The sequence below is a fragment of the Clostridium nitrophenolicum genome (assembly GCF_055391695.1).
The window spans coordinates 2567447-2589456 of the sequence record NZ_AP042469.1 but is presented as its reverse complement, the minus strand read 5'-3'; the positions used below and the strand labels follow the sequence as shown (position 1 = coordinate 2589456).

Genomic DNA, 22010 nt, shown 5'->3' with positions numbered 1-22010 from the left:
AAACTTATCCCTCTTTCAAAATTAAATTATTTAAACTTTATAATCATCTTTTAGCATACTGCATGCATTAGCTTCTATTTTATGTCCACCTATAGTACAGTTACCATCTTTATCCTCTTTAATCTCTTCTGAAATAATTCCATTTTCAATTATTTTTTTACCAGCATTAACAATGTAGTTACTTGGTAAATCTCCCAAATCTGTTTTTGAATCTTTTTTATAATTTTTGCTCATAATAAATCAACTCCTTCTAACATTAGATTTTCCGCTGAAAAATGTTTTATACTATTAAGGATTTTTTATTTAATAAAATAAAGCTGCATTTTATTTTTATACTGCAGCTTTACACATATATTTCCTATTAGCTTTCTAAGCGCTTATTATCAAATCATCAACTTTACATCCCAGTACTCTTGCAAGGACAACCACTTTATCAAAACTCGGATTTTTCTTATCCCCTCTCTCAAGTTCTTCTAAATAAGATTTTGAAATAGAAGTTTTGTAATTTTTGTTTTTCGTGAGATTTTGAATGTCCAAGGTTGTATATCCAAGTCTTAGTCTAATTTCACGAATTTTTTTGCCATTTAACATAAGAAAACCCCCTATTCAGTTATGAAAATCCTTAATGTAATTATAACTCTTTTTTATTAAAAATTATAGCAAATTTTACTATTTTAGAACCACCTTGTCCTAAATAAAAGAATATATTTTAAGCCAAAAGGGTAAATTATTATTGTATATAATTTATGTGGAGGTGCTCAAATGGATAACAATAAAAGCCACTTAAAGACAGATCACAAATCCAATGCTGAACTTAGAAAAATGTACCCAAAAGATGGTGCTAATATAGGAATAATAAATGGTGAAAGAATTGGTTCCCACGAAAACGGCAACAAATTTACCAAACGTTCCAAACTATCACACAATCAATAAATTTTGCTATATATAACATAATGCATTGCTATTAGTATATAATATGTATTTACCTCCAAGATATAGGATATACTTAAAAAAAGTATGTCCTTTGTTTTTCTATTCCTCTGCAGACATATTCTACTTTTTTGTAGTATAATGTATTAGACAAAATAAAGAGGTGGTTTTTATGAAAGATAAAATTCTCTATTTGCTCAGAGAGAATGAGAAAAATTTTATATCCGGACAATTAATAAGTGAAAAGCTTGGAGTTAGCCGTACCGCTATATGGAAATACATGAATGCTTTAAAAGAAGAAGGATATCATATAGAATCTATCTCCAAAAGAGGTTATAAACTACTGTCATCTCCAGACTTATTGACCTTTGAAGAAATAAGCAATATTTTAAACACTAAGTATATAGGAAGAAATATTATGTACTTTCAGACCATTGAGTCAACAAATAATAAGGCAAAAGAACTGGCAAATGATTTAAGCAATGGTACTGTTATTATAAGTGAAGAGCAGACTTTAGGCCGAGGTAGACTTGGACGTGTTTGGACATCTCCTAAATATAAAGGAATTTGGATGTCTATTGTATTGAAACCAGACATAGATCCACAGAGTGTTGCTATGGTGACTCAAATAGGCGCAGCTGCTGTAGTTAAAACTCTTAGTGAACTTGGTATACAAACTTATATTAAATGGCCAAATGACATAATCTTGAATGGCAAAAAAGTTTGTGGAATACTTACTGAAATGAGTGGAGAAATAAATAAGGTAAATTATATAGTTATAGGCATAGGTATAAACGTTAACATAGATAAAGAAGAATTTCCTGAAGAATTAAAGAACTTAGCTACTTCCCTAAGTTGTGAAATAGGAAATAAAGTAAACAGAAAAGAAATAGTTGCTAATTTATTAAATAACTTTGAAGCTCTATATGATGAGATTATACATAAAAATAGCATTGAAAGTTCTATAAAAATTTGTAGAGAAAATTCTATTTTAATTGGTAAAGAAGTAAGAATTATAAAAAGAAACCAAGAACACTTTGGGAAAGCTATTAATTTAAGCAATACCGGAGAACTAATAGTTCAATACCCTGATGGATCTGTAGAAGAAGTAATATGCGGGGAAGTTTCTATAAGAGGTCTTAATGGCAATTATACGCCTTAGTATATAGGTATCCAACCTGAATGTTTGACTTATTAGCGGTATTCATAGAGGTACCTCTTCTGTACTGTTAATAATTTTAGTTATCTCTAAGGCTTGCTGCTAAGAGCTAACATAAAATCATTAAATGTACTATCAGATGTCCCCCTATGAATACCTTGGTTAAGTCAATTATCGAAGTTTGATATCTATAGAGGAATAAGACCTAAAGTTAGCTTCCCTATATGGAGCTTAAAATTTAGATATATTACACTCCATATATCTAAATTTTATCCGATATTTAACGTCATCCAAAGGCTTAGAAACCTATTTATAAATTTACAACAATAAATAGCACTCCAATATGCATCAACTGATCAATTAAGTTAACTATAACAAATTCTAAAGACATCTCTTTATATCTAATCATATAGCATTTTATATAATCAATAGCAAAATGGCTTAGAAAAATTATTAAAAATCTATACATATTAAATGATTGAAAAAGTATTAATGTTAATCCAATTGGTAAACTATACAATGCTGCATGCAAAGCTAAATATCTCAAAGCCTGTCTCTTTAATTTTGATAAATCTCTTCCTTTAAGAAACCTACTTAAAATAGCATTTCTCTGCAGAAATATATCTCCAACAATATGTGAAAATACTAGTAGTATATATAATTTCATATCTAATCCTCTATTTAATTACTCATTCTAAATTTCTATAAATATTATTGCATTAAATAAGATGCTATTCAAGCTATTTATCCAATACTCTATTTTCTATCTTATTTATCTATATATTTAATTTATGTATAGTTTTAAGTTGTTGAGTTAGTTTACTTTTTATGTTACTTTACATAATATTTAAATTGTTAACCAATAAAACATAAAATTTGTATTTGAGACTCTATAACTTTAAAAGGCAAACATCTTTTAGTAGATGTTTGCCTTTTAAAATCCTATACTAACGCAGCTCTTTTTAAAGTCGGTATTATTCTATATGAAAGCACAGTTGTTACTAAACATTTTGCTAAATCTCCTGGAATGAAAACTAAACACCCTGCCTTTAAAGCGCTATAAATTGTTATCTTTGCGCCTACTACATATTTAAGTACAACATAAAGGTAAGGAACTCCTATTGCATAAGATATTACTAAGCCAATTAAAGAAGCTATAAATAATCTTTTCAAACTTGGTCTATCTGCAGTTTCTGATATTTTTCCTACAACATATGAGGCAACAATAAATCCAATTAAATATCCAAAAGTAGGCTTAAATATATATGAAATTCCCCCACCAGCAGTAAATACCGGAATACCTATAAGTCCTATTACGACATAAACAATCTGTGAAAGAGCTCCGAGCCTTGATCCTAATAAAATACCAGATAAAGCTACAAATAAAAACTGAAGTGTTATAGGTGCTGGGCCGACAGGTATTTTTATAAATGCTCCTATTGCTGACAATGCTGCGAACATTGATACTAAAATAATATCTCTTGTTTTAATTTTCATAATAACGCCTCCATAAACGCAACTATTATTGTAAACTTTTAATTATCTACGAGTTTACAATAATGATACTATAGGTCTAAAGGCATTGTCAACTACCAATGCCTTTTACAGATAACAATATTACTTTAATCTTTACTCTATATAAATCAGTAAATCTATGTCACTATTACAATAACGTACATATAGTAATATAATAAATTATGGAGAATATCATAAGTTAGATAGAAATTTAAAAATTTTTAGGAGGCTTAAAATATGCATGTAATTGATTTTCACTGTGATACTATTCATGAATTGCTAAAAAGTGAAAAAGATTCAAACCTATATAAAAATAATCTAAGTGTGGATATAGAAAAAATGAAGAAAGGCAACTCTCTGGCTCAGTTTTTTGCTCTATATATTAATTCAGAAAAGACTAATAACCCCTTAGATACTTGTTTAAAAATGTTGGACAAATTTTATATAGAGCTGAATAAAAACAAGAAATATTTATCTTTAGCAACTAATTATAATGATATTACTAAGAATAACTTAGAAAATAAAATATCTGCCTTTATTACCATTGAAGGTGGAGAAGCTTTAAATGGGAGTTTATATAACTTAAGAAATTTTCATAGATTAGGGGTTAGATTGATTACTTTAACATGGAATTTTCCAAATGAAATAGGTTTCCCTAATTGTAAGGAAGAGTATATGAGTAAAGGTCTGACTACTTTTGGTATAGAGTTAGTGAAAGAATTGAATAGATTATGTATGCTTATTGACGTATCTCATCTATCTGATAAAGGCTTTTATGATGTAGCTAAATTTTCTAAAAAACCTTTCTTGGCCTCTCACTCTAATTCCCGTACTATAACAAACCACCCAAGAAATCTTACAGATGATATGATTAAAATTTTATCCGAAGCCGGTGGTGTAATAGGTATAAACTTTGAAGAATCCTTTTTAGGCGCAAACTCCCCTGCTAGAATCTCCGATATGGTAAAACACATAAAACATATAAAAAACGTTGGTGGAATTGAAGTTATATCACTGGGTTCAGATTTTGACGGCATAGACGTTCCAAGTGAAATAGAAAATATAGCTCAAATGGGAAAACTTATAGATGAATTGAAAAAAAATAGTTTTTCTGAGGAAGACATAGAAAAAATATTCTATAAAAATTCATTAAGAATAATTAAAGATGTTTTATCCGATGGTACCATCCGTAACTCTCCCAATGAGAAATAACGGATGATACGCCCATGGATAAGTTATTCTAAGGCTCTGGTGGAGAGAGGTAATCCTCATAAGCAACCTCCGCCTAAGCCTAAGAATCACTTGATAAACTAAAGACAAGGGATTTTGCTTGTCTTTATATATATAGTTTTCCTTCTATTCTTCTATCGTAATCGGACCATGTATTTGGCTCAACACCTTCTCTTATTTGTTCTATTTTATTTAGGAAAGCATCTACCTGGTCTGCAAAGTGTACAATATGTGCTTCTTCTGTATTAGGCTTTTTAGGAGAACCATATTCTAGCTTCCCATGATGCTGAACTACACATCCCTTGATTCTCTCCTTAAAATCTTCACTATATAAATCTGGATTATTACTAAAGGCTTCCTCTAACATCTGCACACCTATAACAATGTGTCCTTCCATCTCTCCCCTTAAAGTAAAGGAAAAAGGTCCATCAACAAAATACTCTACAGTTTTTCCTATATCATGGAGCTTTGCTGCCAATATTGCAATCTCTTTATTTCTAGCATTATACCTATATACAAGCATTTTAGTAAGATACATTACATTTAAAGTATGTTCTGCTAATCCACCTATATAGTTATGATGCTGACTTACTCCTCCTATACCTTTTTTAAATTTTTCTACAAACTCTTTATTACTGAAAAAATAGTTATTTAACTCTATGCATTCTTTACTTTTAAATTCCTCTTGTGACATTTCTTCCAATTCTTTCATTATATCTTCTATTGGTCTATTTACATAAGGAAGGTAATCTTCCATTAAAAATTCCTCAACTTTTTTAAATTCTTTTATTTCAAATATGTTTTCTAATACACCTTTTGCCTTTATAACATCTCCTATTTTTAAAGTGTCCATTGAATCTACTATTGATGCTTTGATATCTCCTGATTTATCCCCAATATAAGCAATAGTCTTTTCTTTGTCCCTAAAGAGTTTTTTCATTATCATAAAGGTTGCAATTATAGTCTCTCCTGATTTAACTTCTTTTGCATATATGTTCTTCATTTCTTCACCTCTTGCAAATTTTCATAATAATATATAAGTATTAGCTATCTATTATTATGTATTGTTTCATTGAAAGTTATTAAAGGAAATATATTAATAATTTTCTTTAAATATTTTTGTTGACAGGTGGAAGATTAAATAATATAATAAAATAAAAATATACCTATACCCCGTATAAGTAAGGAGGTTGTATTATGAATATAATTTTTGATGATAATACAAAAGAAGCTTTAGTAAAAAACTTAGAAGAAAAAAATAAATCTGCTGTTAGATTAATGGTCAGAGGTTTTGGATGAGGCGGTCCTATCTTAGGAGTTGCTCTGGATGAGCCAAGTACAGAAGACGAAATAGTAACTGTTAATGGTGTAAAATTTGCCATTGAACCGGATTCTTCTTATCTATTCGATAATTCAAAAATAGTTTATACCAAGGGAATTTTCGGAAAAGGTTTTAATGTTATTCCTGCCGGTGGCAATAAAGGTTGTTAAAAAATGGTACAGGCAGCTAATAACAAAATGTTTGTTATTAGCTGAAATTTTTAAAAAAGCTGTAAACACATAGTGTTTACAGCTTTTTATGGTGACCCTTAGGGGAATCGAACCCCTGTTACCACCGTGAAAGGGTGGTGTCTTGACCGCTTGACCAAAGGGCCTTATTAAGTTATTTCAAAATTTTTATTGAAATTTATGGTGACCCATAGGGGACTCGAACCCCTGTTACCACCGTGAAAGGGTGGTGTCTTAACCACTTGACCAATGGGCCTTATTAATATTTATTACATATACTCTACCGAGCACAATAAGTATAATATCTTATTTTCCCCCATATGTCAACATATTTCTTAATCTATTTAGTAATTTATTTAAAATTACTATAGTAGACACAACAATATTAGCTACTCTCTCCTTTTTCCGCAGTAAGGACAATATTCAAAGTTACTCTCTAACTCTTTGCCGCAATTTTTGCATTTATGCTGAATATGATTATTGTAATACCCATACTCCATGGATTTTAAGTCCCAATAGGTAATTGCTTCTTCTTCTCCCCTTTCTGCTCTAATCCCCTTCTCCTTTGATATTTCATATATTGAACTGCAGCGGCTACAAACTAAATAATATCTTTCATTCCATCTAAATAAGGGAAGAAAAAATATATGAAAATATGAGTATACCTTAAACAATGTAAGTCCAGATAGAACATCACAATTTTTACAAGATAAATTTCTAATAGTTCTAATCTCTTTTTTCTTATCTTCTATACCAAAAATTCCTACAAAAAACACTGCTGTTACCTCCTAGTATTATAAAAGCTTCTATAACCTATATAGTGCCAATCTTCATATATAAAAATTCCAACATAAATTTTAACATAAGAGTTTTCTTTTATCTATTGTATTCTAATAATTATAAGTTAACTTTCCGCCTTATACACCTATAATTATAAAAAATTAATGCAGTTTTGCATAAAAATTGATATAAGGTTATCATAATATATAGTGATAGTGAAAATTTAACTATAAGAAGGTGAACCTAAATGATTTTGATAAAAAATATAGAAGTTTTTTCTCCTCAATCTCTAGGCAAAAAAAATATTTTAGTTTTTTACGATAAAATTGCTTATATTTCTTCTGAAGTAAATTTACCGGATAAAAATTTTCCTGAAATTAAAGTAATTGACGGAGAAGGTCTAACTGTAGTTCCTGGATTAATAGATCTTCACGTACATATTACTGGTGGTGGTGGTGAAGGTGGTTTTACTACAAGAGCTCCTGAGCTTACACTTACAAACCTTACTATGAATGGAATCACTACCTGCATAGGCCTTCTTGGCACTGACGGAACTACAAGAAGTATGGGTAACCTTATTGCTAAGGCAAGAGCTCTTGAAGAAGAAGGAATAAGTACTTTTTGCTGGACTGGATGCTATCAGATGCCTACAAGAACAATAACAGACAGTGCTAGAGGCGACATTGTTCTTGTGGATAAAATTATCGGAGTTGGAGAAATAGCAGTATCTGACCACAGAGGCAGTCATCCATCAGAAAATGATTTAGTTCATTTAGCTAGTGAAGCTAGGGTTGGTGGAATGATCTCAGGCAAATGCGGTATTTTACATATGCATATTGGCGATGGAAAAAAAGGACTCACTCCTGTAATGGATATGGTTAAGGATTCAGAAATTCCTTATGACAATTTACTTCCTACACATATAAACAGAAATCCATTAGTTTATAAACAATCAATTGAGTATGCTAAAAATGGAGGATTTGTAGACATAACTACTGGTATTAAACCTGAAGGCGATGATGCAGTATATGCTTCTGATGTTTACAAAACTCTACTTAATGAAGGCATATCTCCTTATAGCATTACTATGAGTTCAGACTCTGGCGGCAGCATGCCTATATTTGATAGTACTGGGAAACTATTAAAGCTGACAATAGGCTCTCCTTCAACGAACATGGACACAATAAGAGAGTGTGTAGGTAAAGGCATTTCAATGGAGGAAACCCTTATTCCATTGACAGCTTCTCCTGCTAAATTCCTAAAATTAAAAAATAAAGGTAAAATTGAGGAGGGTTACGACGCTGATTTGCTTCTCTTAGATAAAGATTTGAAACCTCATACAGTATTATGTAAAGGCAAAGTTATGGTTGAAAATTATAAACCTGTAGTATTTGGAACCTTTGAAAACAAAGTATAGGGGTAAACAACCAAAAACTAGTTTACCTCTATAGGGTTCCAAACTAGAAAATTCACTTACACAAAGGGCTATGTTTCCAAAGCTGAAGGTAGATTTAAAAACTTTGTATCAGTCTTAGTGAAGTGCTTTAAGAGAACATTAGAACTTTGAGTTGGTGAAAAGCCTAAATGGCTTTTCACGAGCAACGTATCAATGGTAATTGATATGTTGGTCCGAACTGAGCATAGCGAGTTCTCGAAAATTCTTAGGTTATCTTGAAGCGCAAGCTTTAGACTGACTAAAAGTTTTTAACGGACTGAAGCTTGGAAACATAGCCCGGGATATAAGTTAACTTTCGGCTTTTTACCTCTATATTACATTTCCATCAGTTGATATAGTTACTTCTTTATACGGTACTATAGTTTGTGAGTTAAGCATTGCATTTTTAACTGCACTTACTATTCCTCCACAGCAAGGTACTTCCATTCTAACTACTGTAATACTCTTAATATTATTCTTTTTTAGAATTTCAGCAAGCTTTTCTTCATAGTATTTTACATCATCTAATTTAGGACATCCTATAACTGTAATATGATCTTTAATGAAATCACTATGGAAGTTTGCATAAGCATAAGCTGTGCAGTCCGCTGCAACTAATAGGTCAGCATTCTTTAAATATGGTGCCTCAGTATTTATAAGTCTAAGCTGTACAGGCCATTGTCTTAATTCTGATAATGAATCCTCTGAATTTGATTTTCTAATATTTGATTTTACTGTTGACACTGCCTTTAAAGGCTTTCTTTCTATCATTTTAGCAGCAGTACCTGGACATCCACATGGTAAAGGCTTCTCTTCAGTTTTTTTCATTCTTTCTGCTATTTTTTGAGCTACAGCCTCTTCATCATAAGCTTTGCTTTCTCTTTCAATAATTGTTATAGCATTAGTTGGACACTCTGGAAGACAATCTCCAAGACCATCACAGTATTCATCACTTATGAGTACTGCCTTCCCTTCTATCAATTCAATAGCTCCTTCATGACATGCATGTACACATAGTCCACATCCATTACATTTTGCTTCATCTATATTTACAATTTTTCTTATCATGATAAATTTCCTCCTCTTGTCTTATTGTCTTTATTATAATAAAATACACTTATATATGTCAGTAACATATGTTACCTTATATATACATAGTTTATTCAAACCTTTCCCATTATATATATTATTTGGAGGTAAGATTATGAAGGACTTAATAAATATATTAAAACAATGTATTCTTATGAAGAGCTTTAGCGAAAATGACATTGAAGAGCTATTAAAAAACATAAATTATTCAGTCAATTCTTATTCTAAAGGTGAAATTATAGCCATAGAGGGATCTAATTGTTCGAATATTGGAATTGTACTAAATGGAAGTGTAGAAGTCCAAAAAATATATGCATCTGGAAAAACAGTAACAATAAGCAAGCTTAATGAAGGTCATATTTTTGGAGAAGTAATAATATTTTCAAACAGAAGCACCTACCCCGCAACAATTGCCTCTCCTGAAAATTCAAAGGTTATGTTTATATCCAAAGAAAATATACTAAAATTGTCTAGTATAAACTCAAAATTTTTAAATAACTTCATGACTCTTCTATCTAACAAAATACTTATGCTTAATAATAAATTGAGAAATATATCTTATCAAACAATAAGACAGAAAATAGCATCTTATATTTTGGAGGAATATGAATCTCAACAAAAGCTAATGATTAAATTAAGCTGTACAAAAAAAGAGATGGCTGAACAGCTCGGTATTCCACGTCCTTCTCTTTCGAGAGAACTAATCAACATGAAGGATGAAGGTATAATAGATTTTGTTAAAAACACTATTACTATTTTAGATTTGGAATTGTTAGAAGAGATTCTATCAAATTAAAATGGGAAACGAAATTATCGTTTCCCTAATATTCGTATTTATAAGCTTTAGCAGCAGCGTCTTCCACCAAATCCACCGAATATGATCAGGATAATTATTAGAAAAACTATGCCACTGCCTCCGAATCCGCCATCAAATCCATCACAACAATGTCTGCGTCTCCTACAACAATGTCTGTGTCCCATAAAGTCTCCCTCCTTATCATCTTTTAGTATTAAATCTAATATAAATTTCTTCATCTGCTTCTACAATAACATTATATTTATATGCTTCTGTAAATGTTACTACATTTTTAAATTGTATTTCTTTACCTAGTATTAAATCTTAAGTATCTTTTACAAATCTCTTCATCTGCTTCTATAATAACATTATATTTATATGCCTCTGTAAATGTTACTACATTTTTAAATCATATTTTAAAATTAAAATGGGAAACGAAATTTTCGCTTCCCTAATGTTCATAACTTTAACAGCAGCGTCTTCCAGTTCCAAATCCGCAGAATATGATCAATATAATTATTAGAAAAACTATGCCGCTACCTCCAAATCCGCCATCAAATCCATCACAACAATGTCTGCGTCTCCTACAACAATGTCTGTGTCCCATAAAGTCTCCCTCCTTATCATCTTTTAGTATTAAATCTAATATAAATTTCTTCATCTGCTTTTATAACAACATTATATTTATATGCCTCTGTAGATGTTACTACCTTTTTAAATTGTATTTCTTCATGTAGTATTAAATCTAAAGTATCTTTTACAAATCTCTTCATCTGCTTCTTATAATAACATTATATTTATATGCCCCTGTAGATGTTACTACATTTTTCATATTATATTTTAAAATCCTTATAGTATTGTGATATTATATAATTGTGTATGTTTCGTAGTCATTTTAATAAATATAGTAAAATGACATAAGTTTTATAATTCAATATCAAGGGGGATAATTATGGATGAACTTATTATTGAAAACAAATTGCATGAAGCTTTCAATGAATTAATGCCTTACATGCAGTATTTTTTTGAAGATGAAATAGCCTTTACTATGTCTACTACAAATCATTTTATAAAAGTAGTTAATAGCGCAAATATAAATATGAATGCTAAACCTGGCGATCCACTGAGACCTGGTGGTGCTGCTTACGAATGTATTAAAGCTAAAAAACCACTTACACTTATAGTTCCAAAAGAAGTGTTTGGAGTTGCCATTAAAGCCATAGGTATCCCAGTAAAAGATGACCGTGGTACTATAGTGGGAAGTATTGTTCTAGTGAAAAGTTTAAAAAGATATAATGAAATATTAAGTTTATCTAAAACTTTATCAGAATCTTTAGATGAGATTTCCCAAGCCTCTGGATTAATTTCTTGTGGCATAGAAGAAGCTGTACATTCTAACGATATGGTGTTATCTGAAGTACATGAAGCGGCAAGTAGCGCAAAGAATACAGATGAAGTATTGAGTTTTGTAAGAAATGTAGCATCTCAAACAAACCTTTTAGGGTTAAATGCTGCTATAGAGGCTTCCAGAGCAGGAGAACATGGACGAGGCTTCTCTGTAGTAGCCAATGAAATTAGAAAGTTATCCAATTCCAGCAGTCAATCTATAAACGAAATTAACAATACCCTTACCAAAATAGAGACTTCGGTAAACAGTATTGCCCAAAGTATTACCTCCACTACAGATACTTTTAAAGAGCAGTTATCGCGAATTCAGCAGATGGATGCTGCTTTGCAGAATTTAAATTCTTTGGCAGCAACTTTAAAAAAAATGGCGGAATAAAATAAAATATAGGGTTATAAGTTTCGAACTTATAACCCTATATTTTATTCAAATTAGAATGGTTTAAATATTATTCCTCTATCTTGAAGCAGTAGTTTTATCTTATCCACTACCCCCTCAGCTTTATCATATTTAGATATGTGTAAGTCATAATTTATATCAGTAGTTACCTCTTCCCCTATCCATATTTTAATAATTTCTTTTGAATCTACGGAAGTCTCCATTATCTTTAAGTCATCACTACTAAGTTCTACTGCTGTAACTATTGGTATTGTTCCTGAGTCTACAACTATATTCGATACTTCTGCTAATCTTCTTAAATGCTCTGCTTTGTTTTCTTTTTCCGAATGCTTAATATCAGCATCTACTCCATAAAGCACGTTGCTGATTCCTAGAAAATACACCATTCTGCCATCTGAAAACAGTTTTCTTTCAAGTGCCTTTGCTATGCTTTTCTTACCAGTATCTTCTTGTCCGGTTATACATATCAAGGCAGGTTTTTGGCCAAACTTTTCTGATCTTTCTTCTCTGGTAATGTGACTTTTCTCCCATTTGTAATTTCTTATAATAACTTTATCTCTTACCCAAGTTTGTTCGTCTTCTAAGTCCTTTAATATTATTCCTCCGCCAGCTATTTCATAGTTATCTACAATTACAAATCTGCTTGTTTGCGCAATTTCATGAGATAAATCAAAGGCAATTGGCTTATCGGTTTTTAAAATGCACTCTGCTACCTCATGTCTGTCTATAGACTCTTTAACCTCATTATCTAAATTAGAGGCATCAACTACTTTAGTAATTTCCTCAACTTTAACCTCAACCTTTGCTGTACCAACTTTCAATATATAATCTTTTCCTTTTATCATTGGCTTTCTACCAAGCCAAAACAGATTAACTTTTATTCTGCAGGTGATTTTAGGTTTAGTCTCACTTAAAACAGTCGCTACTTCTCCTCTTTTAATGTATATCTGTTCATCTAATGTAAAGCCTGCAGCATATCCTGAACTTACACTTTTTCTCTCTTCTGCATTAAATACTTCTATAGATTTAACCTTGCTTTTTTTGCCTGAAGGGTAAAATACTACTTCATCTCCTACATTTATTCGCCCAGTTTCAATAGTTCCAGCTACAATTCTTCTGCTATCTCCATCCTTTGTGAACTTGTATACTGCTTGTACAGGCATTCTAAAAGGCTTATCATCTGGAAGCTTCTCCTTTTCAAAGCCATCTAGTACTCCTAATACAGATTCTCCTTCATACCAATTCATTTTATCTGATTCTTTAACTATATTTTCACCAAAAAATCCACTTACAGGGATGAAGCACTTTGGTTCTACATCTATCTTATTTAAAAATTCTGTGTAATCTCTTACAATATTATTAAATATTTTTTCACTATACTGAACCAGATCCATTTTATTAATTAAAACTACTACGTTTTTTATGCCTAGCATAGATAGTAAATATCCATGTCTTTTAGAATTTTCTTTTATTCCTTCCTCTGCATCTATCACAAGTAACGCAACTTCTGCTCTTGAAGCGCCAGTTACCATGTTTTTCAAAAATTCTATATGTCCAGGCGCATCTATTATGATGTAATCTCTTTTTTCTGTTTTGAAAAAACATCTAGCTGCATCTATTGTTATTCCCTGTTCCTGTTCATCTTTTAAAGCGTCTAGTAAGAATGCATATTCAAAAGGCTTGGAATTTCTTCTACATCTTTCTTTGACCTGTTCTAACTTACCTTCTGGCAGGGAATTTGTATCCGCTAATAATCTACCTATTATAGTACTTTTACCATGATCGACATGTCCTACTATTACAATGTTCATATCTTCTCTAACAAAACTCATTTGACTTCCTCCATTTCTTTAGCTGCTTTCTTAACTACTTTACATATAGCCATTCTTTCTAAGCTCTTCTAGTCCACCGCCGTCTTCTTTATCCTGAGCTCTACCAGATCTTTCAGCGATATTAGCAAATTTACCAGTTTTAAGTTCTTCAACTATTTCCTCTACAGTTTTTGAAGTTGATTCTACTGGATTTGTGCAAGGCCAACATCCAAGTGAACGATACCTCTTGCCATTTCCTTGATCAAAATATAAAGATACTATAGGAATATTCTCTCTTTGTATATATTCCCATATATCAAGTTCTGTCCAATCTAAAAGAGGATGAATTCTAACATGAGTTCCTGGTGCAAAATCCGTTTTATATTGATTCCAAAATTCCGGTGGCTGCTCTGCTATATCCCAATCATTATTCTTATCTCTAGGTGAAAAATATCTCTCTTTTGAACGACTTCCTTCTTCATCAGCTCTTACACCTACAATAATTCCTGTAAATGCTTCTGTATTTTTATCTATTTCGTATTTTCCTGTGTCATGATTCAATCTATATCTTGGCCACTCTCCATTTAAAGTATTAGTTAAAGCCTCTGTCTTAAGTCTTTTACAGCACTCTAATCTTGTAACATTACCATCTGGAAATGTTTCTTTCTTATCAAGGGCTTCTTTATTTTCTCCATAAATCATATCAAGTTTCCATTCTAAAGCCAGCCTATCTCTGTATTCTATCATCTCCGCTATTTTATAATGAGTATCAACATGAACTAAAGGAATAGGAACATGACCAAAGAAAGCCTTTCTTGCAAGCCACAATAGCACTGTACTGTCCTTTCCAATGGACCATAACATTCCAAGATTTTTAAATTCACTATATGCTTCTCTTAATATATGAATACTTTTATTTTCTAGTTTATCTAAATGGTTCAACTTAATCCCTCCACACTTCTATTTCTGTGTTTAAATTATAAAAATGTTTTATCTAATTAATATTTATTTGATTCCTTTGTATTAATTTTTACTATATGGATCTTTCCCTTGGAATCTATAATATTCCATTCCCAGGAGTCATCGCATTTTGTTACAGTCATGGATCCTCCAGAACCACCTATATCTTCTCCTAGGAAGTATCTTATTGCTGATGTACTGCATTCCTTCAAACAGGCAGTACATCCCCAACATTCATCTTCATATTTTATATAGGCTTTTTTGTTTTCATCTCCATATATCAAGCTTCCGGGACAAACCTTAATGCATTTACCACATCCAACACATTTGTTCTTATCAATTTTAATGCTCATAAGTTTCATCCCTTTCAATTAAATCTCTAAAAATAATTTTTACTTTTCCATTTTCATAAATGGAATTTACATATTTAAGCCAGTTTGCATCGTCCTTTTTCGGATAATCTTCATTTTCCTGATAACATCTCCATCTTGTTTCCTTCCTCGTCTTAAGATGCTCAATCACTATCTTGCAAACATAGAGCCTATCAATTATTTCATAAATAGACATCAACTCATGTAGATTTCTTGCCTTTAATCTATATGCAGACACCATTAATTCATCAATTTTTTCTAAAGCAATTTTTAAACTTTTATAATTGTATCTGTATGCCTTAGAAATTCCGCCAGCATATGTGTCCATGATGTTTTGCATAGCTTCTTCGGCTTCTTTTATTGAAAATAAACTTCCATCATTATAAAAGAACTTGCTTACTTGTTGTAGCTTATCCTTTATTTGCTCATGATCTAATGTTTTTAATGTTCTATACTCCACATTCTTAATAATTGATTCTGCGGCTATTTCTCCTTCTGCAAAACATCCTGTTACATATTTTTTAGGACTTCCACCAGCAACATCGCCTATTGCATATAAGCCCTTAAGTGTTGTCTTTCTATCATTATCAACCCAGTAACCGCTAGCTGTATGACCACCTACTATATAAGGTTCTGTACCATCTACTTCAACATTTTCTTGTGATGGCGCTGTATTTCTCTCTACCCACTTTAGTGTTTGAGCAGGTGCCATATTTAAATATGCTTTAAATAATTCCTTATCAAGTTCTTCTGATATACCTTTTGTATTTAAATAACATGGACCATTTCCTCTGTAGTTTTCCATGATAGTGGCATATAGTCTCATATGAGTGGTCGGCTTCCCATACTTTTGAACATAATATTCTCCATATTTATTTACTTGTTCAGCTTTAACTCCTTGTGCGATTGTTCCAGTAGGTGCTATTGTATTTTTACATCTTAAAGCTATAAATCTCATCTCAAAGGATGTCATTTCCGCTCCTGCACGTATTCCCATAGCATAACCTGCTCCTGTATTAAAAGGACTATACCACATCTTATGTTTTGAAAAGCCTGGATTGTTAGGTTTATAAAGTCCTGAAGCACCACCGGTTGCACATACAACAAATTTAGAATATATGACATAAATAATATTTTCATCAATTGAAAAACCTATTGCACCAATTACTTTTTTATCTTTAATCAGATAATCTATTATATTTACTCTATTTAAAACCTTAATATTAGCTTTTTTATTCACTTCAGCAGCAAGAATTGGCTTAATGTTTTCACCATTGATTTTTATACTTCTTTTGCCTCTTTGAATATAATTACCTTCTTCATCCTTCAATATAGGCAGTCCTAAATCCTCAATCTTCTTTGTTACTTTGTTAAGTCTTTTGGCAATGCTATACACTAAGTCTTCACGAATTACATTTTCTGAATCTCTTTTTACATACTCAACAAAGGATTCTTCACTTTCTCCCTTGCCTATATATGCATTTAAAGCGTTAACTCCAGCAGCTAAGCAGCCGCTTCTTTTAATATTTGCTTTTTCTGCAATTATAACTTTTAAGTCAGATTTTTCAGTAATAGAAATCGCATTAAAGCATCCCGCTGCTCCTCCGCCAATTACCAAAACATCTGTTTCTAGTACTTCTGTTTTAAAGTCCAACTTATATCTTCCTTTCATCTTTACAACTTAACTTCCAGTCCCCATTTTTGTCTTATATTTGCTTCTATCTTTCCAAAGACAATATTATCTAGGAAGAGACCAATAACTATAATTACAATCATAACCGCTACTACCTGGCTGATATCTGCCAAATCTCTTCCTACCATCAAAACTTGCCCAAGACCCTTCGTTACAGCAAGCATTTCTCCAGCCATAAGTGCTCTCCATGCAAAGGACCACCCCTGCTTCATTCCTGCAACAATAGAAGGAAGCGATGCTGGGATTACAACATTTAAGTAAAGTTTTAACCCTTTAGCTCCCATTGTCTTTGCCGCTTTTATATATAAAGGATATACATTACTAATAGCACCTTCTGTTGCTATAGAAATTGCAAAAATAGATCCCATTGCTATTACAAATATTATTGTCTTTTCACTTAAGCCAAACCAAAGTATGGCAAAAGGCAGCCAGCAAATACTAGGAAGGGTTTGAAGTCCTAATAGAAGTGCTTTAATATTTTCTCCAATATATTTGTAACGGACAATAAACAATCCTAAGGAAAGGCCTATGACAACAGATAACAAATATCCTACTATAAGCCTTTTCATACTAGCTGATACAGCAATTGCAAGAGTATTATCTATAGCTAAAAAATAAAGACTTTTAAACACATCGATAGGTGATGGAAAGGTATAAGATTTCCAAATTGAAAGCACATCAACTCCTAGCTTATATACCAATTCCCATATCACTATCAGAAGGATGTAAAATGCTATTTTTTTCAATGCTCCAATCATTGTCGTATTCAGCTTTTGCAACTTTTTCAACCTCCTCTTTAAGCTCCTTCATTACTTGCGCAGTAATGTATGCTAAATCTATATTTTCTAGTTTTCTTGGCCTTCCCAGCTCTATTTTGAATTCTCTCTTAACCCTTCCTGGGTTTGTAGACATTACAATTACTCTATCTCCTAAAAGCACTGCTTCTTCTACATTATGAGTGACAAATATAATTGTTTTCTTTGTTTCCCACCAAACCTTCTGAAGTTCTGACTGCAGGATACTTTTTGTCTGACTATCTAGAGCTGCAAAGGGTTCATCCATTAAAAGCACCTCTGAATCCAAGGTCAATGCTCTTGCCAGAGCAACTCTTTGTCTCATTCCACCAGAGAGCTCATGAACAAATGAATTTTGGAATTTTGCTAAATGTACCATTTTAAGATAGTGAAGAGCTCTTTCTCTTCTCTCCTTCTTTGAAATTCCTGCCATCTTCATCCCAAACTCTACATTATCTATAACTTTCAACCAAGGAAATAAAGCAGATTCTTGAAACATAACAGCTCTATCAACACCTACTCCATTTATTTCTTTTTCATTTAAATATATCTTCCCTTCGCTTGGAGTTTCAAGGCCTGCGATTATATTTAAAAGTGTAGACTTTCCACAACCTGAAGGTCCAAGAAGACAGATGAACTCTCCTTTTTTAAAGGAAAGGTTTATATTATCTAAGGTATAGGTTTGCTTGTGCTTTGATATAAACTTTTTGTTAACCCCTTCAATTACTAAACTCAAATTAACTACCTCTTTCTTATTTTATTTCCGGCTTTCCATTTTCCTTGAGAACTTTATTTAATATATCTAGACTAAATAAATTCTTTAAATCTGGTTTTTCTCTTAAGAATCCAACGTCAACTGACAAGCCTACCATTTCCTCAATAGATTTTTTTTCTGGATTATTAGTTACTACAACTCTTTTAAAGGAGCTATCCAAAACTTCTTTTGGAAGAGGCTTTTTTGTTAGTTTGCCAAGCTCATCATTTATAGCACTTTTTGCACCTTCATTGTCTTTATTTATATAATCTGTTATATCAATATGAGCTTTTAAAAACTTTTCAATTACCTCTGGATGCTTTTTTATAAAGTCCTTTCTTGCCACAATAACTGCTGTTGAATACTGGCCTTCTCTCCAAACCTTATTGTAGTCAAGAACTAATTTGGCTCCTATCTCTTTTTCAAGCCTTGAACCCCATGGTTCTGGAACTAAAGCAGCATCAATTCTGCTTTGATCTAATAAAGTTTTTATATCTGGATTTTCAGCTTGAACTATTTCAACAGTTCCACCTTTTGTTTTATCCTTAAGTCCATTTTCTTTTAATAACGCTCTTAATGATAAATCTTGAGTATTTCCAAACTGAGGAATAGCCACTTTTTTACCTTGTAGGTCTTTAACTTCTTTGATATCAGCATCTTTTCTAGCAACTAACACTGCTCCTGCATCTGATGCTCCTGCAATAATCTGTATTTCACCTTTAGATTTTGTATATCCATTTATAGCAGGACCCGGTCCTATATATCCCATGTCTAATTCTCCCGCAAGAAGCGCCTCAATTTCCGCTGGACCTGCATTAAATTGTTTCCATTCAATAGGATATTTATCTCCTAATAATTTTTCGAATTGTCCTTGATTTTTACCGACCAATGCTTGTGAGTGTGTTATATTAGGGAAAAATCCAATTCTGATTTTTGTATTTTCACCACTGTTCTTATTGCTGCTCTTATCTGAAGAACATCCTATAAAACTTACAGCTGCAATAATAGCTATAAGATAAATACCTATATTTTTAAGTTTCATTTTTCATCCCCCTATAAAATTAAGTTTTACTTTATGAGATATTTGTTATCCTCTAAGTATGCTATTATTTTTTTTACACATTCATCTATAGATTGCTTATGTGAGTATATTGTTATCTCTGGATTTTCTGATTTTTCATATACTGAATCTATGCCAGTAAAATCCTTTATTTTTCCTTCTCTTGCTTTTTTATATAAGCCTTTAGGATCCCTTTGTTCGCATATCTCCAAGTCGCAATCTATAAAAACCTCTATAAATCTATCCTTTACTAAATCTCTTACCTTCTGTCTATCTTCCTTAAAAGGTGATATAAAGGTTGTGATTGTTATAATACCTGCATCTACAAAAAGCCCTGAGAGCTCTCTTACTCTTCTAATATTTTCTATTCTATCTTCTCTAGAAAAACCTAAATCAGCATTTAATCCATGCCTTAAGTTATCACCATCAAGCATATAAGTCAGATAGCTTCTTCTATACAATTCTTTATTTAAAGCATCAGCAATAGTTGATTTGCCTGAGCCAGAGAGTCCGGTAAACCAGATTAATAAACCTTTTTGATTTAACAGCTCTTCTCTATGCTCTCTTTCAATACTTAAACTATGCCACACTATATTATTAGACTTATTTGTTTCCATAAAAACCCTGCTTCCTAACTAAATTATTTTTTAGATAAAAACTTGACATCGGAATTAAAATCATAGTAAAGCTTTGAGTTCCTATCTATAATTTCAAACTTCCTGATCAGTTCTTCTACCTTTATCCACTGCTCTTTTATGAACTCATCAAAATTTTCATTTTTATATTCATGAGCCAGAAGTGCTAATTCATATAAAAATTCTGGAACCTTCTTGGCAGGAATTTCTCCTTTTGCTTCACCTAGTTTAGTTTCGTCAACTCCTAAAGTGCCACCGTAATAAAGTTTATATGCTGGAACCATTCCATCTTCACCTCTGACAGCTTTGCCTGTAAATCCTATTTGTCCAATCTGGTGCTGTCCACAGGAGTTAGGACATCCTGAAATAAATATCTTAGGTAAAAGTTTCTTTATGTCTTCAGGTACATTTAAAAATCTCTCATATATTGCATTTGATAGACCTTGAGAATTACATAGACCAGTTCCACAAACTGCTACTCCTACACAAGATATAGTGCTTTCTATTTCTAATTGTGTTGCAAATGAATACACAATTTCTAACAGCTTATCTACATCCTTACCTTTTATATCTCTTATATAAAAGCCTTGAGTATTTGTAAGTCTTATAGAAGTGTCATATTCTAAAGTTCCAATATAATTTAATACCTTATTCAAATTCTCTGTTGTAATGTATCCATTTTGAGGATGAATATAAACTGAATAATATCCCTTTTGCTTTTGTTCTATGACTAACCTGCTTGATATACTAGAACTGCCATCCTCATGTTCGTATTCCTTATTTACTTCTTTTATGATTAAATCTAGATTTAATTGCTCTTTAGCTTTATTCACATAATATTTGAGTAGTTCTTTAAATTTGTCTTCACCTAGTCTATAGCGAATAAATCTTATTCTTGCTTTGCTTCTGTTTTCTCTATCTCCTTCAGCTTCAAAAAGTTCCTTCATTGCTTGAACATAGTAGAGAACATCTTTTTCATCAATGAAGTCCTCTATTTTTAATGCTGCTGTAGATGAACCTCCTAATCCCCCTGCTCCATATACCTGAAATCCTTTTTTATCATTCTCAACTTTTGCAACAAATCCCAAGTCTGCTATTGTAGCATAAGCAGTATCTAAGTTGTTGTTTGAAAATGAAACTTTATATTTTCTTGGTAGTTTAATTGCTGACGGATCTTTTAATAAATGCTCCGCAGTCTCCTCTGCATAGGGAGTAACATCAAAAATTTCATCTTTATCTACACCTGCAAGCGGTGAACATGCTACATTTCTTGCTGAATTTCCACCTGCTCCTAAGGAATTTATCCCTATCTCTAAAATCTCCTCCATAATGTTTGCCGTATTTTCTAATTCTACTGCATGAAATTGAATATCCTGTCTTGTTGTAAAATGTATTTTTCCATGGGAGTACTTATCAGCAATTTTGCTTACAGCCTGAAGCTGATCAGCAGTAATTATACCAGCAGGAGTTTTTATTCTAAGCATATACTTTTCTTTCTCTCGCTCTGCATAAACACCCATAACAGATCTTATGCCTTTAATATTAGGATCAATATTGCCATTTTTATAATCAGTTATCTTGCTTTTATAAAATTTAATTTCCTGTTTTATTCTTTCTAAAGTTTCCATACTTAGTGCCTCCAAATCTCTTTCTATTTCTGTTAAATGGCTGCTGCTGGATATCTT

The 22010-nt window shown here is 31.8% G+C and carries 25 protein-coding genes and 2 tRNA genes; 6 read left to right on the top strand and 21 right to left on the bottom strand.

Annotated features, from left to right (window positions below; genetic code table 11):
• Nucleotides 1–30 precede the first annotated feature (30 nt).
• Both ACZ5N4_RS12175 and ACZ5N4_RS12170 read right to left on the bottom strand, forming a co-directional pair.
• A complete protein-coding gene (locus ACZ5N4_RS12175; RefSeq protein ID WP_464210270.1) occupies nt 31–234 on the bottom strand; it encodes a hypothetical protein in 204 nt (67 codons plus the stop codon).
• A 135-nt stretch (nt 235–369) separates the two neighbouring features.
• Nucleotides 370–591, bottom strand: a complete 222-nt coding sequence (locus tag ACZ5N4_RS12170) for a helix-turn-helix domain-containing protein (RefSeq protein ID WP_464210268.1) — start codon at nt 589–591, stop codon at nt 370–372.
• 171 nt (nt 592–762) lie between these two features.
• Here ACZ5N4_RS12170 and ACZ5N4_RS12165 point away from each other — a divergent pair, with 171 nt between their 5' ends.
• Entirely contained in the window at nt 763–933 is a 171-nt protein-coding gene (locus ACZ5N4_RS12165) for a hypothetical protein (RefSeq protein ID WP_464210266.1), read from the top strand.
• A gap of 169 nt (nt 934–1102) precedes the next feature.
• Nucleotides 1103–2092, top strand: a complete 990-nt coding sequence (locus ACZ5N4_RS12160; protein ID WP_464210264.1) for a biotin--[acetyl-CoA-carboxylase] ligase — start codon at nt 1103–1105, stop codon at nt 2090–2092.
• Between the two features lie 307 nt (nt 2093–2399).
• Here ACZ5N4_RS12160 and ACZ5N4_RS12155 read toward each other — a convergent pair whose 3' ends face one another.
• On the bottom strand, nt 2400–2756 hold the full coding sequence (locus ACZ5N4_RS12155) for a DUF3307 domain-containing protein (protein WP_464210262.1): 357 nt from the start codon (nt 2754–2756) through the stop codon (nt 2400–2402).
• Between the two features lie 275 nt (nt 2757–3031).
• Complete coding sequence (locus tag ACZ5N4_RS12150; RefSeq protein ID WP_464210260.1) at nt 3032–3586, bottom strand: biotin transporter BioY; 555 nt, start codon at nt 3584–3586, stop codon at nt 3032–3034.
• A gap of 255 nt (nt 3587–3841) precedes the next feature.
• Here ACZ5N4_RS12150 and ACZ5N4_RS12145 point away from each other — a divergent pair, with 255 nt between their 5' ends.
• Complete coding sequence (locus ACZ5N4_RS12145; protein ID WP_464210258.1) at nt 3842–4816, top strand: dipeptidase; 975 nt, start codon at nt 3842–3844, stop codon at nt 4814–4816.
• A 124-nt stretch (nt 4817–4940) separates the two neighbouring features.
• Here ACZ5N4_RS12145 and ACZ5N4_RS12140 read toward each other — a convergent pair whose 3' ends face one another.
• From ACZ5N4_RS12140 to ACZ5N4_RS12125, 4 genes are all read right to left on the bottom strand, one after another.
• Entirely contained in the window at nt 4941–5837 is an 897-nt protein-coding gene (locus tag ACZ5N4_RS12140; RefSeq protein ID WP_464210256.1) for an HD domain-containing protein, read from the bottom strand.
• A 577-nt stretch (nt 5838–6414) separates the two neighbouring features.
• Nucleotides 6415–6489: transfer RNA gene (locus tag ACZ5N4_RS12135), tRNA-Glu, on the bottom strand.
• A 35-nt stretch (nt 6490–6524) separates the two neighbouring features.
• A tRNA-Glu gene (locus ACZ5N4_RS12130) sits at nt 6525–6599 on the bottom strand.
• 133 nt (nt 6600–6732) lie between these two features.
• Nucleotides 6733–7119, bottom strand: coding sequence for a zinc ribbon domain-containing protein (locus ACZ5N4_RS12125; protein WP_464210254.1), 387 nt, complete (start codon nt 7117–7119; stop codon nt 6733–6735).
• A gap of 251 nt (nt 7120–7370) precedes the next feature.
• Between ACZ5N4_RS12125 and iadA the strand changes: the two genes are divergently transcribed.
• A complete protein-coding gene (gene iadA, locus ACZ5N4_RS12120) occupies nt 7371–8540 on the top strand; it encodes a beta-aspartyl-peptidase (protein WP_464210252.1) in 1170 nt (389 codons plus the stop codon).
• 348 nt (nt 8541–8888) lie between these two features.
• Here the strand turns inward: iadA and ACZ5N4_RS12115 are convergent, their stop codons facing one another.
• A complete protein-coding gene (locus tag ACZ5N4_RS12115; protein ID WP_464210250.1) occupies nt 8889–9626 on the bottom strand; it encodes an ATP-binding protein in 738 nt (245 codons plus the stop codon).
• A gap of 136 nt (nt 9627–9762) precedes the next feature.
• Here ACZ5N4_RS12115 and ACZ5N4_RS12110 point away from each other — a divergent pair, with 136 nt between their 5' ends.
• Nucleotides 9763–10443: a Crp/Fnr family transcriptional regulator gene (locus ACZ5N4_RS12110; RefSeq protein WP_464210248.1), complete on the top strand. Its 681-nt coding sequence runs from the start codon at nt 9763–9765 to the stop codon at nt 10441–10443.
• Nucleotides 10444–10490: 47 nt separating this feature from the next.
• Here the strand turns inward: ACZ5N4_RS12110 and ACZ5N4_RS12105 are convergent, their stop codons facing one another.
• The 3 genes from ACZ5N4_RS12105 to ACZ5N4_RS12095 all read right to left on the bottom strand — a co-directional run bounded on the left by ACZ5N4_RS12105 (nt 10491) and on the right by ACZ5N4_RS12095 (nt 11216).
• Nucleotides 10491–10682 (bottom strand): hypothetical protein, encoded by a 192-nt coding sequence (locus ACZ5N4_RS12105; protein WP_464210246.1) that lies wholly within the window; start codon nt 10680–10682, stop codon nt 10491–10493.
• Between the two features lie 227 nt (nt 10683–10909).
• Nucleotides 10910–11050 (bottom strand): hypothetical protein, encoded by a 141-nt coding sequence (locus tag ACZ5N4_RS12100; protein ID WP_464210244.1) that lies wholly within the window; start codon nt 11048–11050, stop codon nt 10910–10912.
• A gap of 16 nt (nt 11051–11066) precedes the next feature.
• Entirely contained in the window at nt 11067–11216 is a 150-nt protein-coding gene (locus tag ACZ5N4_RS12095; RefSeq protein WP_464210242.1) for a hypothetical protein, read from the bottom strand.
• Nucleotides 11217–11395: 179 nt separating this feature from the next.
• On the opposite strand from ACZ5N4_RS12095, the gene ACZ5N4_RS12090 reads away from it, so the two are divergent.
• Nucleotides 11396–12226 (top strand): methyl-accepting chemotaxis protein, encoded by an 831-nt coding sequence (locus ACZ5N4_RS12090; RefSeq protein ID WP_464210240.1) that lies wholly within the window; start codon nt 11396–11398, stop codon nt 12224–12226.
• Between the two features lie 53 nt (nt 12227–12279).
• On the opposite strand, the gene ACZ5N4_RS12085 is transcribed toward ACZ5N4_RS12090, so the two are convergent.
• From ACZ5N4_RS12085 to ACZ5N4_RS12045, 9 genes are read right to left on the bottom strand one after another with little or no spacing between them, the layout of a single operon-like run.
• Nucleotides 12280–14079, bottom strand: coding sequence for a GTP-binding protein (locus tag ACZ5N4_RS12085; protein WP_464210238.1), 1800 nt, complete (start codon nt 14077–14079; stop codon nt 12280–12282).
• A gap of 39 nt (nt 14080–14118) precedes the next feature.
• Entirely contained in the window at nt 14119–15000 is an 882-nt protein-coding gene (cysD, locus tag ACZ5N4_RS12080) for a sulfate adenylyltransferase subunit CysD (protein ID WP_464210236.1), read from the bottom strand.
• Nucleotides 15001–15056: 56 nt separating this feature from the next.
• The gene (locus ACZ5N4_RS12075; protein ID WP_464210234.1) at nt 15057–15371 is read right to left on the bottom strand and encodes a 4Fe-4S dicluster domain-containing protein; all 315 of its coding nucleotides are present in this window, start codon (nt 15369–15371) and stop codon (nt 15057–15059) included.
• Nucleotides 15361–17043, bottom strand: coding sequence for an adenylyl-sulfate reductase subunit alpha (locus ACZ5N4_RS12070; RefSeq protein WP_464210918.1), 1683 nt, complete (start codon nt 17041–17043; stop codon nt 15361–15363). Before ACZ5N4_RS12070 ends, ACZ5N4_RS12075 begins: the two co-directional genes overlap by 11 nt.
• A 20-nt stretch (nt 17044–17063) precedes the next feature.
• Nucleotides 17064–17840, bottom strand: coding sequence for an ABC transporter permease (locus ACZ5N4_RS12065; protein ID WP_464210916.1), 777 nt, complete (start codon nt 17838–17840; stop codon nt 17064–17066).
• Nucleotides 17773–18612, bottom strand: coding sequence for an ABC transporter ATP-binding protein (locus tag ACZ5N4_RS12060; protein ID WP_464210232.1), 840 nt, complete (start codon nt 18610–18612; stop codon nt 17773–17775). The genes ACZ5N4_RS12065 and ACZ5N4_RS12060 overlap by 68 nt, the downstream gene beginning before the upstream one ends.
• Before the next feature lie 16 nt (nt 18613–18628).
• Nucleotides 18629–19672 (bottom strand): aliphatic sulfonate ABC transporter substrate-binding protein, encoded by a 1044-nt coding sequence (locus tag ACZ5N4_RS12055; protein WP_464210230.1) that lies wholly within the window; start codon nt 19670–19672, stop codon nt 18629–18631.
• Between the two features lie 26 nt (nt 19673–19698).
• Nucleotides 19699–20307, bottom strand: a complete 609-nt coding sequence (gene cysC / locus ACZ5N4_RS12050) for an adenylyl-sulfate kinase (protein WP_464210229.1) — start codon at nt 20305–20307, stop codon at nt 19699–19701.
• Between the two features lie 23 nt (nt 20308–20330).
• A complete protein-coding gene (locus tag ACZ5N4_RS12045) occupies nt 20331–21953 on the bottom strand; it encodes a nitrite/sulfite reductase (RefSeq protein ID WP_464210227.1) in 1623 nt (540 codons plus the stop codon).
• Nucleotides 21954–22010: the final 57 nt, after the last annotated feature.